The sequence below is a fragment of the Piscinibacter defluvii genome (assembly GCF_004011805.1).
Taxonomy (GTDB): domain Bacteria; phylum Pseudomonadota; class Gammaproteobacteria; order Burkholderiales; family Burkholderiaceae_C; genus Piscinibacter; species Piscinibacter defluvii.
Genome location: NZ_RCHJ01000006.1, coordinates 316759 through 329798, shown reverse-complemented (window position 1 = coordinate 329798; position 13040 = coordinate 316759). Strand labels below are relative to the sequence as shown.

General features: G+C 72.5%; 9 protein-coding genes. 8 read left to right on the top strand and 1 reads right to left on the bottom strand.

What is annotated here, in order from left to right; translation table 11 throughout:
* Nucleotides 1–84: 84 nt before the first annotated feature.
* The 6 genes from D9C15_RS19210 to D9C15_RS19185 all read left to right on the top strand — a co-directional run bounded on the left by D9C15_RS19210 (nt 85) and on the right by D9C15_RS19185 (nt 7436).
* Complete coding sequence (locus D9C15_RS19210; RefSeq protein ID WP_128000066.1) at nt 85–1575, top strand: metallophosphoesterase; 1491 nt, start codon at nt 85–87, stop codon at nt 1573–1575.
* Nucleotides 1568–3556, top strand: coding sequence for a CHAT domain-containing protein (locus D9C15_RS19205; protein WP_205854841.1), 1989 nt, complete (start codon nt 1568–1570; stop codon nt 3554–3556). Before D9C15_RS19210 ends, D9C15_RS19205 begins: the two co-directional genes overlap by 8 nt.
* 66 nt (nt 3557–3622) lie before the next feature.
* Nucleotides 3623–5503 carry a type IV pili methyl-accepting chemotaxis transducer N-terminal domain-containing protein gene (locus tag D9C15_RS19200; RefSeq protein WP_128000065.1) on the top strand — a complete coding sequence of 627 codons (1881 nt, stop codon included), beginning with the start codon at nt 3623–3625 and terminating at the stop codon, nt 5501–5503.
* Entirely contained in the window at nt 5500–6141 is a 642-nt protein-coding gene (locus D9C15_RS19195) for a response regulator (protein ID WP_375138808.1), read from the top strand. Before D9C15_RS19200 ends, D9C15_RS19195 begins: the two co-directional genes overlap by 4 nt.
* A 70-nt stretch (nt 6142–6211) precedes the next feature.
* Nucleotides 6212–7015, top strand: coding sequence for a hypothetical protein (locus tag D9C15_RS19190; RefSeq protein WP_128000064.1), 804 nt, complete (start codon nt 6212–6214; stop codon nt 7013–7015).
* The gene (locus D9C15_RS19185) at nt 7008–7436 is read left to right on the top strand and encodes a response regulator (protein ID WP_128000063.1); all 429 of its coding nucleotides are present in this window, start codon (nt 7008–7010) and stop codon (nt 7434–7436) included. Before D9C15_RS19190 ends, D9C15_RS19185 begins: the two co-directional genes overlap by 8 nt.
* A 14-nt stretch (nt 7437–7450) precedes the next feature.
* Here D9C15_RS19185 and D9C15_RS19180 read toward each other — a convergent pair whose 3' ends face one another.
* Nucleotides 7451–9856 carry a methyl-accepting chemotaxis protein gene (locus D9C15_RS19180; protein WP_128000062.1) on the bottom strand — a complete coding sequence of 802 codons (2406 nt, stop codon included), beginning with the start codon at nt 9854–9856 and terminating at the stop codon, nt 7451–7453.
* A 260-nt stretch (nt 9857–10116) separates the two neighbouring features.
* Here D9C15_RS19180 and D9C15_RS34365 point away from each other — a divergent pair, with 260 nt between their 5' ends.
* Nucleotides 10117–11367 carry an MFS transporter gene (locus tag D9C15_RS34365; RefSeq protein ID WP_128000061.1) on the top strand — a complete coding sequence of 417 codons (1251 nt, stop codon included), beginning with the start codon at nt 10117–10119 and terminating at the stop codon, nt 11365–11367.
* A gap of 19 nt (nt 11368–11386) precedes the next feature.
* Nucleotides 11387–13039, top strand: coding sequence for an MFS transporter (locus tag D9C15_RS19170; protein ID WP_128000060.1), 1653 nt, complete (start codon nt 11387–11389; stop codon nt 13037–13039).
* Nucleotide 13040: the final 1 nt, after the last annotated feature.

The window sequence follows — 13040 nt, the reverse complement described above, 5'->3', positions numbered from 1 at the left end:
GGGGATCGCGGATGAGCTGCGGCATTGACACGGCCGAGCGCCGGTGCCGATGATCCGCCACCGCCGCGAACCCGGAGCCGTGTGATGAGCCTCGTCGAACTGCCGCAACACGCCGCGATCCACGTGATCTCGGACATCCACATGGGCGGCCAGCCCGGCTTCCAGATCCTGCGCGAGGCCGGACGGCTGGCCAACTACGTGCGGCGGCTGGCCGCCGAGCGCCCCGGCGAGTCGGTCGCGCTGGTGCTCAACGGCGACGTGTTCGACACCCTGGCCGAAGACCTGGGCGGGGCCTACGTCGCCATCGAGCAGTCGCAGCAGGTGGTCGGCCGCATCATGGGCGACGAGTCGTTCGGGCCGATCTGGGACGCGCTGGCGCAGTTCGCGCGCACCCCCGGGCGTTGCCTGGTGTTCGTGATCGGCAACCACGACATCGAGGTCGCCTTCCCGGCGGTGCAGCGGCTGATCCTGGCGCGCCTGGCCGGCGACGACCTGGCCGCGCGTGCGCGCGTCGAGTTCTCCACCACCGGCGCCGGCTACACCTGCCGCGTCGGCGAGGCGCGCGTCTACTGCACGCACGGCAACGAGGTCGATGCGTGGAACTACAACCGCTACGAGGACCTGGCGCGTGTCGGGCGGCGGCTCAACGCCGACCAGCCGTTCGACGGCGCGCAGTGGCGCCCCAACGCCGGCACCAAGATGGTCAAGGAGGTCATGAACGCGGTGAAGCGGCGCTACGCGTGGATCGACCTGCTGAAGCCGGAGAACTCGGCGGCGGTCGGCACGCTGATGGTGATCGATCCGGGCCAGATGCAGAAGCTCGGCGAGCTGGTGGGCATCGTCGGCGAGCAGGTGCGCGGCCAGGGCCAGCTCGACCAGCGGCTGCCGGCCGACGGCTTCGCCGAACCGGCGGCCGCCGCCAGCGCCACGCCGGCCGCGCTCGAGCAGCTGCTCGGGCCGAACCTGCGCGCGGCGCAGCAGCCGCATCGCGCCGCCGACGACATGCTGCTGGCGGCGGAGGGCCAGCTGGCCGGTGCCCCGGCGGCGCCGCCGGGCGACGCCACGCTGGGCACCGGGCAGCTGATCTGGGACCGCCTGACCGGCTGGATCCGCGGCATCGACAAGCCGGAGGCCTTGCGCCGCGCGCTGCTCGACTGGCTCAAGGGCGACAAGACCTTCGACCCGGCCGACCCGGACGCGACCTGCGCCGACGTGATGAAGACCGTCGGCCCGGGCGTCGACATCGTGGTCACCGGCCACACCCACCTGGCCCGCGCGCTGCGCCTGGACGACGGCCGGCTCTACTTCAACAGCGGCACCTGGATCCGGCTGATGCGCTTCACCGAGGCGATGCTGCGCGACACGGCCGCGTTCAAGCCGGTCTACGACACGCTGATCGACGGCCGCATGGCGACGCTCGATGCCGCGCAGGTCGGCGGCCAGCCGCTGGTGCTGGACTGGACCACCGAGATCGAGATCGCGGCCGACGGCGCCGGCGTGCGCGGGCGGCTCAACCGCATCGAGGGCGACGGCAAGGCGGCGCCGACCGTGCTCGGCGAACTGCGCCGTGGCTGAGCGCAGCGTCATGCCGGACATCCGCTCCACCAAGATCGAGCTGCTGCGCGGCGGCCCGGCACACAACCAGCTGCTCTCGCCGCTGACGCCCTACATCGCGCTGGGCGGCGCGTCGGCGCCGCAGACGGTGTTCCTGCCCTGGGAGCACCGCCAGCTGCTGGCCCGGCTGGCGCGCCTGCGCTACGTGCAGGGCGGCGTGCCCGTGCCGCCGGCGCAGCGCGAGGCCGAACTGCGCGAGCTCGGCGAGGCGGTCGGCCGCGTGCTCGGACAGGTGCCGGGGCTGCAGAGCGCGCTGCACGGCCTCGGTCGCGACGGCAGCGCGCTGGCGCACCTGCGGCTGTCGATCTCCGCGCTGGAGCTCTCGATGGTGCCCTTCGAGGCTGCCATCGCGCCGGACCATTTCCCCGGCTCGGGCGCGCCGCTGCTGCTGCACACGCCGACCGTGATCACGCGCGAGATCCGCCGCAACGAGCCGGTCGAGGTGCCCTGGGACCGCAAGCCGCGCATCCTGTTCGCATTCGCCACGCCGCGCGGCCTGGCACCGGTGCCGGCGCAGGAGCACGTGAACGCGTTGCGGCGCGCGATCGAGCCCTACGTGGAGATCGGCGACGCCCCCGCCGACCGCCTGCCGAGCGTGCGCGGCCTGCTCACGGTGCTGCCCGAGGCGAGCCTGAAGGACATCGCCGACGAGTGCCGCCGCAACGACTACACCCATGTCCACCTGCTGGCCCATGGCGCCGAGACCAAGGAATCGGAGCAGGGCGTCTACGGCATCGCGCTGCGCGCCGGCGCCGGCTCCGACGAGCCGCAGGTGGTGGACGGCAAGACGCTCGCGATCGCGCTGTGCGGCGCCGGCGTCGACGGCGCGCGCAAGGGCCGGCCGGTGCTGGTGTCGCTGGCGACCTGCGATTCCGGCGCGGTCGACTCGGTGATCGTGCCCGGCGGCAGCATCGCGCACGCGCTGCACGAGGCCGGCATCCCGTGGGTCGTGGCCTCGCAGTTCCCGCTCTACATGAGCGGCTCGAACGTCGCGGTCGACACGCTGTACGGCCGGCTGCTCGCCGGCGAGGACCCGCGCCGCGTGCTGCACCTGCTGCGCCAGCGCCTGAGCACCGAGGTCACCCATGCACACGACTGGGCGAGCATCGTCGCCTATGCGGTGTCGCCGTGGGACTTCGAGGCCCGCGTCGAGGCCTTCCGCGACCGCCAGGTGCGCGCGCGCCTGGACGTGCGCTTCAAGCGCATGGATGCCCTGGCCGCACGCGACGCGCTCGGCGCGGCCCAGGCGGCGGAGTTCGACCAGCTGGCCGAGGCGATCCGCGCCGAGCACGAGAGCTGGATCGAGCGCAGCGCGCGACGTCTGGAGACGGCCGCGAAGGCCGAGCGGCTGCAGCAGGCGCGCGCCCATGCCGAGGCGCTGGGCATGCGCGGCGCGAGCGAGAAGCGCATCGCGATCGCCTGGGCCGGGCGGGCCCGCGGCGGCGCCGACCCGCAGGCCGCCGAATGCGCGCTGCAGGCCTACCGCGCCTCGCGCGACGCCTACCGGCAGGCGCTGGAGACCGACCCGACCAACCACTGGGCGGCCACGCAGTTCCTCTCGGTCTGCAGCACGCCCGCGCTGCTGCCCGAGGGCGGCGAGGCGGCGCTGCGCGAGCGCTACGGCGACTGGTGGCGGGCGGCGCGGCAGGTCGCCGAATGGCAGCTGCGCGGCAGCGCCGGGGAGGCGCGCGCCTGGGCGCTCGGCACGCTGGCCGAGCTCGACCTGCTGGGCAGCGTCTACCAGGGCCGCGGCTACAAGGCCGGCGAGGCGGCGCAGCGCGTGGCCGAGAGCTGCCGCCAGATCGTCGAGAGCGTCGGCCCGCAGGCCTTCGCGGTGTCCTCGACCCGGCGGCAGTTCCAGCGCTACCTGAAGAACTGGCCGCATGCCCGCTGGCAGCGGCTGGCCGAGGCGGCCGTGCAGGCCCTGACGCCCGAGCCTTGAGCGCTGGCCTGATCGCGATTGACCGAAGTCAAGGTTTCGGGCCCTCTGCCGCCTAGACTGCCTGCCATGCGCTCCGGCCGTTCGTGGACCCTCGGCACCAAGCTCGGCCTGGTGGCACTGCCCTTCCTGCTGCTGGCGCTGGCGACCATCGGCGCCACGCTGTGGGTCTCGTGGCAGCTCGACGGCGGGGCCGCGGCGGTCAACGAGGCTGGCCGGATGCGCATGCAGGCCTACCGCCTGGCGCTGTCGGCCGGCACCGGCGACCGCGCCGCCGTGCCCGCGCTGATCGGGGAGTTCGACCGCAGCGTCGCGCTGCTGCGCCACGGCGACCCCGAGCGTCCGCTGTTCCTGCCCTGGGACGAGGAGAGCAGCGCCCGCTTCGCGCAGGTCGAGGCCGACTGGCAGCGCTTCCGCGCACGCTGGGGCGCGGGCCCGGTCGACGACCCGCCCGCCTTGCGTGCCGAGGCGGCCGCGTTCACCGGCCACATCGACGCGCTGGTGCGGGCCATCGAGGGCCACCTGTCGCGCTGGACCGCGCTGATGCACCTGCTGCAGACCGCGATGATGGCGCTGGCGGTGGTCGGCGCGGCGGTGCTCGTGTACAGCGGCTACCGCTTCGTGCTCGAGCCGGTGGGCGAGCTCAAGCGCGCCATCGAGGGCATCCAGGCCGGCGACTTCGGTGCGCGCGTGGACCGGACCACGCGCGACGAGTTCGGCACCCTGGCCGACGGCTTCAACCAGATGGCCGAGCACCTGCAGCAGATGTACCGCCACCTCGAGGCCAAGGTGGCCGAGAAGACCGCCCAGCTGGAAGAGAAGCGCGAGCGGCTCGAGGCGCTGTACGACGTCACTGCGCTGGTGGCCGGCGCCACCGCGCTGGAGCCGCTGGCGCGCGGCTTCGCGCAGCGCATCCGCCGCGTGGCGCGGGCCGACGCGGCGGTGCTGCGCTGGGCCGACGAGGCGCGCGAGCGCTTCCTGCTGCTGGCCAGCGACGGGCTGCCGGCCACGATCGCCGACGGGGAGCATTGCGTGCGCGCCGGCCAGTGCCACTGCGGCAGCGCCGGCGACGCGGTGCGCGTGATCCCGATCCGCAGCGGCGCACCCGGCCTGGCGCACTGTGCCCAGGCCGGCTACCAGACCGTGGTGTCGGTGCCGATCCGCCACCACGAGCGCCTGATGGGCGAGGTCGACCTGCTGTTCGATGCCCAGGTCACGGTCGGCGAAGCCGAGCGCTCGCTGCTCGAGGCGCTGGCCGCGCACCTGGCCGGCGCGATGGAGAACCTGCGGCTGGTGGCGCTCGAGAAGGAAGCCGCCGTGGCGCAGGAGCGCAGCTTCATCGCGCGCGAGCTGCACGACTCGATCGCGCAGTCGCTCGCCTTCCTGAAGATCCAGGTGCAGCTGCTGCGCGACGCACTGGCCGCCGGCGACCAGGCGCGCCTCGCGCAGGTGGCCGGCGAGATCGACGCCGGCGTGCGCGAGAGCTACGGCGACGTGCGCGAGCTGCTGATGCACTTCCGCACCCGCACCAACGCCGAGGACATCGAGCCGGCGCTGCAGACCACGCTGCGCAAGTTCGAGCACCAGAGCGGCCTGGCGGCGCAGTACACGAGCCACGGCCAGGGCCTGCCGCTGCCGCCCGACCTGCAGGTGCAGGTGCTGCACATCGTGCAGGAGGCGCTGTCGAACGTGCGCAAGCACGCCCGGGCCAGCCGGGTCTGGCTCGACGTGCAGCAGCAGCCGCGCTGGCGCTTCGAGGTGCGCGACGACGGCGTCGGCTTCGACGCCGAGCACGGCGCGCCGGACGAGACGCATGTGGGCCTGCGCATCATGGCCGAACGCGCCGCGCGCCTGGGCGCGACGCTCGAGCTGTTCTCCACGCCCGGGCGCGGCAGCTCGGTGGTGCTGACGCTGCCGGCCGTGGCCGGCGCGCTGGCGGAGGCGGCGTGATCCGGATCCTGGTGGTCGACGACCACACGCTGTTCCGCCGCGGGCTGATGGCGCTGCTGGCGCGCGAGGCGGACTTCGAGATCGTCGGCGACGCGGGCGATGCCGGCGAGGCGCAGCGCCGCGCGCAGGCGCTGCAACCCGACCTGATCCTGCTCGACAACCACCTGCCCGGCGTGAACGGTGTCGACGCGCTGCCTGCGCTGCGCGACGCCGCGCCGGCCGCGCGCGTGCTGATGCTCACCGTCAGCGAGGACGAGCAGGACCTGGCCGCCGCGCTGCGCGCCGGCGCCTGCGGCTACCTGCTCAAGACCATGGACGGCGATGCGCTGGCCAACGCGATCCGGCGCGCGATGCGCGGCGAGAGCGTGATCGCCGACGAGATGTCGGGCAAGCTGCTGGCCGCCTTCCGGGCGCCGGCCGCGCCGGCCGCCCCGGCCTCGCCGCTGGCCAGCCTGTCGCCGCGCGAGCTCGACATCCTGCGCGGCATCGCGCGCGGCGAGAGCAACAAGCAGATCGCCCGCGCGCTCGGCATCGCCGAGACCACCGTGAAGATCCACGTGCAGCACGTGCTGCGCAAGCTCGACGTGGCCTCGCGCGTGCAGGCCGCCGTGCTGGCCAGCGGGCACGGGCTGGCCTGAGCCGCTTTCCCGCGCTGCCGGCAAGGACTAGCCGCGTGCCGGCCCGATCGCACCGGCAACATCGCAGCCGATGAGTGCCGCCACCGACCTGCCTGCCGAACTGAGCCCCGCCACCTGGGAGCGCCAGGCCGGCGTGCTCGCGAAGGCGAAGCCGGCCGGCGTGGCCGAGGCGCTGCGCGGGCTGCAGAAGGCGCACGAGGCGGTGCCCTGGGGGTTGCTCGCGCTCGACGGCCTGGCGGACGCGGCCGCCGCCGAGCTGCGCGTGGCCCAGCTGCGCAGCGAGGGCGAGCGGCGCCTGCGCCCGCTGCAGCAGCAGGCGCAGGCCGCGGCGCAGGCGGCCTCGAAATGGCTCGCCGCCGCGCGCAAGGAAGGCGCGGCGCCCAAACCCGCGCAGCAGGCGGCCGAGGCGATCGGCCGCGCCGCCGCGCCCTGGAGCGGCGCACTCGAGCGCGCCTGGCAGGCGGCGCTCGACGCCGCGCAGCGCCGCTTCGAGGAGCTGCAGGCGCAGGCGCAGCAGCAGGCCGCGGCCGAGCCCGAGGACACGCCCGAGCGGCGCCGCGTGCGCAACCGCGTGATCGAGCAGTTCCGCCTCGTCAAGAACCGGCCCGACGTCAAGGTGCAGTACCTGCTCTGCCTGGGCCACCGCCGCTGCGCGCCCTACCTCGGCCCGTCGGCCGGCGACACCTTCAAGCCGCTGCTGGCCAAGGTGCTCAAGGGCGACACCGGCCTGAAGTACTTCCACGGCGAGTGCATCTGGGAGGACGGCGGCTACACCTTCGTCGGCCCGCGCATGACCAGCACGATCGCGCGCCGCATCGAGCGCGGCCTGCTGGACCTGACCGGCACGCGCTGGCGCGTGCGCGCCCATGAATGAGCCTGTCCCGCTCGACGGCGACGCGCCCGAGGGCGTGCGCGGCACCGTGCTCGCGATCGAGGACGACCCGATCAGCCAGGCCCTGCTGGCCGGCCTGCTGGAGGGCCTGCCCGGCGTGCGGCTGCTGCAGGCTGGCGGCGCGGACGAGGGCATCCGGATGGCGCGCGAGCAGTCGCCCGACCTGGTGCTGCTGGACATGAAGCTCGGCCCGGCCAGCGGCCTGGACGTGGTGCGCGCGCTCAGCGAGCCGATCGCTTCCGGCCGCTTCGACGTCGTGCTGCTGACCGGCGACACGCTGTCGATGGAGGTGCTCAAGGCGATGAGCCTGGGCGCGCGCGAGTACTGGCCCAAGCCGGTGCGGCTGCCGCGCCTGCTCGCCGCGCTGGTGCGCGCGGCGGCGCGCCGCGACGCCCGGCCCTGAGCCGGCGCCGAGGCTCAGGCGGCGGCCGGGCGCAGGCGCTGCTCGGCGCGGGCCGGTGGCACGCGCAGCACCGGCGCCTGCACCGCCTGGTCGCGCGACTTGTACACGCCGCAGCCGATCACCAGGTCCGGCGTGACCGGCTCGACATACGAGGTCTTCAGGTCCACCGCGCCGGTGGCCGGGTTGCTGAAGTCGTAGTCGACCCAGCCGCCGCCGTGCGCTGCCCGGTCGAAGGCGTCGCGCACCAGCCGGTCGCCGTCCACGCCCGGCACGTCGCGCACCGAGCTCCCCACCTTCGCCGGGTTGCCGCCGAAGGCACGGTAGATGCCGCTGCGGTCGAAGGCAAAAACGTACATGTCGCGGTCCACCCAGCCGGCCGGCGCGTGGGTGATCTCCTGCAGCGCCGCCTCGCCGTGCCCTTGGTACAGCGTCACCGCCTTGCGCACCAGCGCCAGCGCCTCGTCGGCGCTGCCCTGGCGCAGCCGGAACGAGGCCACCGCGCGCGCCAGCCGCTCGGCGCGTTCGCTCAGCTGCGCCGAGCTGTGCATCGCCTGCTCGACCATCTGCGCGTTCTGCTGCGTCAGCTGGTCGATGTGCTGCACCGCCTGCGACACCTGCGCCAGGCCGGCGCTCTGCTCGCCGGCGCTGGCGCTGATGCCGCGCAGCTTGTCCGCCACCTCGCGCACGCCGCCGGCGATCTCGGCGAAGGTCTGGCTGGAGCGCCCGATCTCCTGCACGCCGGTGTCGACGTGCGCGACCGAGTCGCCGATCAGCGCCTTGATCTCCTTGGCCGAGGCGGCGCTGCGCTGCGCCAGCGTGCGCACCTCGGCGGCCACGACCGCGAAGCCGCGCCCCTGCTCGCCCGCGCGCGCCGCCTCGACGGCGGCGTTCAGCGCCAGGATGTTGGTCTGGAAGGCCAGGCCCTCGATCACGCCGATGATCTCCTGCACGCGGCGTGAGCTGGCCTGGATGTCGTTCATCGAGTCCACCGCGGCGCGTATCGCCTCGCCGCCGGCACCGGCGACGCCACTCAGGTGCCCGGCCAGCCGGTCGGCGTCCTGCGCGGCACGCGCCGTCTCCTCCACCGCGGTGGTCAGCTGGTGCACGCTGGCGGCGGTCTGCTCCAGGCTCGAGGCCTGCGCCTCGGTGCGCTCGGACAGTGCCCGGCTGTCCTCCGACAGCTTCAGGCCGGCCTGCGCCACCATCGACGAATTGCTGCGGATGTCCGACACCATCTGCGAGATGCGACCGGTCATGCCGTCCAGCGTGGTGCCGACCACCGCCAGCTCGTCGGTGCCGCGCAGCCGGATGCGCGCCGCGAAGTCGCCCGCCGCCAGCTGCGCCACCGAGGACTGCAGCACGCGCACCGCGCCGAACGAGGTGCGGAAGAACGCCACGCTCAGGTAGATCACGCCCAGCAGCGTGCCCAGGCCGGCGGCCAGCGCCAGCACGAACTCCTGCTGCAGGCGCGCCTCGCGCTGCGCCAGCAGCTCGGTGAGCCGCGTGATGGCGGCCTGGCCGGTGGCCACCACCTGCTCGATCGCCGCGCTGCCGGCATCGAAGAACGGTCCCGGCTCGGCCGTGGCGCCGGGCGCGAAGCTGGCCTCCAGCCGCTCGGCGAAGGCGCGCGAGTGCTGCACGGCGGCGTCGAAGCCGGCGGGCCGCGCCTCGCCGCGGCTGGCCAGCGCCTCGACCGACAGCGTTGCCGAGGCGATCTGATGGGTCAGCAGGTGCTGGTGCGAGAACACGCTGTGCAGCTCGGCCGGCTCGCGCACGCCCTGGCGCAGCAGCGCCGCCCCCTCGCCCCGCATGCGGCCCAGTGCCTCGCTCCAGGGCACCACCTGCTCGATCGCCAGGTGCATCAGGTGGAACGGCGTGGCGTCGGGTTCGAGCAGCAGCTGGCTGCGGTCCGCGCACTGCAGCAGCAGGCGCCGCTGCGCCTCGACCAGCTCGCTGTGCAGCTGGAAGCTGGCCCGCATGTCGCGCGGGTGCTCGCCGGCGACGAGGCGGCGCAGCTCGCGCGCCAGCGGGGCCCAGGCCGGCTCCAGGGCGAGCGCCGGCAGGGCCTGCAGGCGCTGCTGCGTGGCGTCGATCGCCGCGCCGAGGCGGTGGCGCGTCTGTCCGAGTGCGGCGTCGACCGAGGCATCGCCGGCCAGCGCGCGGTTCAGCAGGCCGCGGTGCTTCTGGGTCAGCACGATCAGGTCCAGCAGCGGCGCGGCCAGGCCGGCACCTTGTACCTCGCTGCGCGTGTCCTGCAGGCGCTGGTGGTGGTCACGCAGCGACTGCACCGTGAGCCAGCCCAGCGGCACCGTCAGCACCAGGCCCATCAAGACCATCTTGGCCGGGAAGTGCAGCCGGCGCATGAGGTTCATGCCGGGCTTCAGGATCAGGGTCAGGAGCGTGTCTCGGGCTGCGGCCATGGGGATGCGCCGGCGCGAAAGACGCGTCCGGCGGTCCGCTGCATTTCGGCAATCGGGCGCCCGCCTGTAGTGGGGAGATCTCGATTCCGCCTTGCGCCGTGTCAAGCCGCGGCGATCCAGGGGGCGGGGTCGTTCTTTGGAACGATGCGCCGGCGCGTCGCCCTCGTTCTTCCGCGCCGCGCCCGGGCGTACGCCCGACGGATGCCGCCCGCGACCCCGTATTCCTAGAGTGCCGGCATGGGAACGAGACGGGGAACCTCATGAGCAAGCAGGGCCAGGCGCTCTCGGTGCTGATCGTCAGCACCCTGGCGTTCACCGTGTGCTTCATGGTCTGGATGATGTTCGGCGTGATCGGCATCCCGATCAAGAAGGCGCTGAACCTGAACGCCACCGAGTTCGGTCTGCTGACCGCCACCCCGGTGCTGACCGGCTCGCTGATCCGCGTGCCGCTGGGCATCTGGACCGACAAGTACGGCGGCCGCATCGTGATGGCCGTGCTGATGGCCGCCACGGTGCCGGCGATCTTCCTGATGTCGTACGCCACCGCGTACTGGCATTTCCTCGTGATCGGCCTGTTCGTCGGCCTGGCCGGCGGTTCGTTCTCGGTGGGCACGCCCTACGTGGCGCGCTGGTTCCCGAAAAAGCGCCAGGGCTTCGCGATGGGCGTGTACGGCGCCGGCAACTCGGGCGCGGCGGTCAACAAGTTCGTGGCCCCGGCGCTCGTGGTCGCCTTCGGCTGGACCATGGTGCCGACCGTCTACGCCGCGATCATGCTCGGCACGGTGATCGTGTTCTGGCTCTTCAGCCACAGCGACCCGGCGCACCGGGTGCCCGCGCACACCAAGTTCACCGACCAGCTCAAGGCGCTGAAGGACCCCAAGGTCCTGAAGTACTGCCAGTACTACTCGATCGTGTTCGGCGGCTATGTCGCGCTGAGCCTGTGGATGGTGCAGTACTACGTGGGCGAGTACGGCCTGGACATCCGTGCCGCGGCGCTGCTGGCGGCGTGTTTCTCGCTGCCCGGCGGCGTGCTGCGCGCCATCGGCGGCTGGCTGTCCGACAAGTACGGTGCGCACAGCGTCACCTGGTGGGTGATGTGGGTGAGCTGGATCTGCCTGTTCCTGCTCTCCTACCCGCAGACCGACTTCACGATCCTCACCGTCAACGGCGCGAAGACCTTCCACATCGGGCTGAACGTCTACGCCTTCACCGCGCTGATGTTCGTGCTGGGCATCTGCTGGGCCTTCGGCAAGGCGAGTGTCTTCAAGTACATCAGCGACGACTACCCGGGGAACATCGGCGCGATCAGCGGCATCGTCGGCCTGGCCGGCGGCCTGGGCGGCTTCGTGCTGCCGATCATGTTCGGCGCGCTGATGGACCTGACCGGCATCCGCTCCAGCGCCTTCATGCTGATGTACGGCGTGGTCTGGGTCTCGCTGATCTGGATGTACTGGACCGAGGTGCGCAAGACCGAGGTCATCGGTCCGCGTTCCCAGGCGTTCGCACGCTGAGCTTCTTCGAGGAACCATCATGAACACCACCACCGTCACTGGCGCGTCCGCACGCGCGCCCAGTGGCCCCGACATCGCGGATTGGCGCCCGGAGGATGACGCCTTCTGGGAGAGCACAGGCAAGAAGATCGCCTACCGCAACCTCTGGATCTCGGTGCCCGCGCTGCTGTGCGGCTTCGCGGTCTGGGGCATGTGGGGAATCATCAGCGTGCAGATGCTCAACCTCGGCTTCCCGTTCACGCAGGCCGAGCTGTTCACGCTGACCGCGATCGCCGGCATCGCCGGCGCGACCATGCGCATCCCGGCCTCCTTCCTGGTGCGCCTGGCGGGCGGGCGCAACACCATCTTCCTGACCACCGCGATGCTGCTCGCGCCGGCCATCGGCACCGGCATCGCGCTGCAGCACAAGGACTGGCCGCTGTGGGTGTTCCAGCTGATGGCGCTGTGGTCGGGCGTGGGCGGCGGCAACTTCGCCAGCTCGATGTCCAACATCAGCACCTTCTTCCCGAAGCGGCTGCAGGGCACGGCGCTCGGGCTGAACGCCGGGCTGGGCAACTTCGGCGTCACGACGATGCAGGTCGTCATCCCTCTCGTCATGACGGTCGGCCTGTTCGGCGCCGTCGGCGGCGAACCGATGACGCTGCTGAAGGACAGCGGCTGGATCCTCGGCAAGATCGCCGCCGGCACGCCGACCTGGATCCAGAACGCCGGCTTCGCCTGGGTGCTCTCGCTGGTGCCGCTGGCGGTGCTGTGCTGGTTCGGCATGAACAACCTGAAGACGGTCTCGCCCGACACCGGCGCGCCCGTCGTCGCGTTCGCCAAGATCACCTGGCTCTACACGCTGGCCTTCATCCCCTCGATCCTCGGCCTGTACCTCTACCTGCCCAAGCCCACCGGGCTCGGCCTGATCAGCATGTGGGTGGCGATCCCGCTGGACATCGTCGCGGCGCTGCTGATCATGAAGCTCGCCGCCTTCGGCCCGATGAAGGAGAACATCGCGAAGCAGTTCGCGATCTTCCGCGACAAGCACACCTGGTCGATGACGGCGCTGTACATCGTCACCTTCGGCTCCTTCATCGGCTTCTCGATGGCGCTGCCGCTGTCCATCGCGGTGATCTTCGGCATCAGCCACGTGCCCGATGCGAACGGCGTGCTGCAGCACGCGCTGAAGAACCCGAACGCACCCTCGGCCTTCACCTACGCCTGGATCGGCCCCTTCGTCGGCGCCGCGGTGCGCCCGATCGGCGGCTGGATCAGCGACAAGCTCGGCGGCTCGATCGTCACGCAGGTGATCTCGGCGGTGATGGTGGTGGCCTCGGCCGCGGTGGGCTACGTGATGATGCAGGCCTACCAGTCGGCCACGCCGGAGCAGTATTTCCCGGCCTTCCTCGGCCTGTTCATCCTGCTGTTCGCCGCCAGCGGCATCGGCAACGGCTCGACCTTCCGCACCATCGGCGTGATCTTCGACCGCGCCCAGGCCGGCCCGGTGCTGGGCTGGACTTCGGCGGTGGCCGCCTACGGCGCCTTCGTCGCGCCGATCGTGATCGGCAACCAGATCAAGGCCGGCACGCCGCAGGCCGCGATGTACGGCTTCGCCGTGTTCTACGCCGTCTGCCTGGTGCTGAACTGGTGGTTCTACCTGCGCCGCAACGCCTACGTGAAGAACCCCTGAA

Bases quoted from the DNA above. Each gene is read 5' to 3' on its own strand.
- D9C15_RS19210 (WP_128000066.1), top strand. From the start codon at position 85: ATGAGCCTCGTCGAACTGCCGCAACACGCCGCGATCCACGTGATCTCG.
- D9C15_RS19200 (WP_128000065.1), top strand. From the start codon at position 3,623: ATGCGCTCCGGCCGTTCGTGGACCCTCGGCACCAAGCTCGGCCTGGTG.
- D9C15_RS19190 (WP_128000064.1), top strand. From the start codon at position 6,212: ATGAGTGCCGCCACCGACCTGCCTGCCGAACTGAGCCCCGCCACCTGG.
- D9C15_RS19185 (WP_128000063.1), top strand. From the start codon at position 7,008: ATGAATGAGCCTGTCCCGCTCGACGGCGACGCGCCCGAGGGCGTGCGC.
- D9C15_RS19180 (WP_128000062.1), bottom strand. From the start codon at position 9,856: ATGGCCGCAGCCCGAGACACGCTCCTGACCCTGATCCTGAAGCCCGGC.
- D9C15_RS34365 (WP_128000061.1), top strand. From the start codon at position 10,117: ATGAGCAAGCAGGGCCAGGCGCTCTCGGTGCTGATCGTCAGCACCCTG.
- D9C15_RS19170 (WP_128000060.1), top strand. From the start codon at position 11,387: ATGAACACCACCACCGTCACTGGCGCGTCCGCACGCGCGCCCAGTGGC.